The sequence below is a fragment of the Acinetobacter sp. Colony158 genome, assembly GCF_019264745.1.
Lineage (GTDB): Bacteria > Pseudomonadota > Gammaproteobacteria > Pseudomonadales > Moraxellaceae > Acinetobacter > Acinetobacter ursingii.
The window spans coordinates 223,813-224,336 of sequence record NZ_CP078523.1 but is presented as its reverse complement, the minus strand read 5'-3'; the positions used below and the strand labels follow the sequence as shown (position 1 = coordinate 224,336).

The 524-nt window shown below is 40.8% G+C and carries 1 protein-coding gene; it reads left to right on the top strand.

Features of this window, described 5'->3' with window-relative positions; translation table 11 throughout:
- Positions 1 to 484: IS3 family transposase (locus tag JR005_RS00750; RefSeq protein WP_218665107.1), on the top strand; the 484-nt coding region annotated here is incomplete at its 5' end.
- Positions 485 to 524: the final 40 nt, after the last annotated feature.

Here is a 524-nt window from a genome sequence, read left to right as displayed (position 1 = left end):
TATTCAAACCAATTCTGGCTGGGTCTACACTGCATTTATTATTGATGTGTTCTCGCGAGCAATTGTTGGATGGAAAGTATCTACACGGATGAATACAGATATGGTGCTCGATGCACTTGAGCAAGCATTGCACGATCGAGGCATGCCAAAGAATGTGATTCATCATTCCGATAGAGGTGTGCAATATCTTTCGATTCGCTATACCAATCGTTTAGAAGCAGCAAATTTACGAGCATCAGTCGGTACGACAGGTGATTCATACGATAATGCTTTGGCTGAAACGGTGAATGGCTTATACAAAACAGAGGTGATTGAATATTTAAAAGCAGATTGGCAAGGTTTAGCGGATGTACAACTTGCGACATTAAATTGGGTAGATTGGTTCAACAAAAAGCGTGTACACAGTGCACTGGGTTATGTATCGCCTTTTGAGTTTGAAGCAATGTACTATGATAAGATTAACCCGTTAGGTCAGGTGGCTTAACTTAAATAAAAAAGTCTCCGACAAACCCGGTACGGTTCAA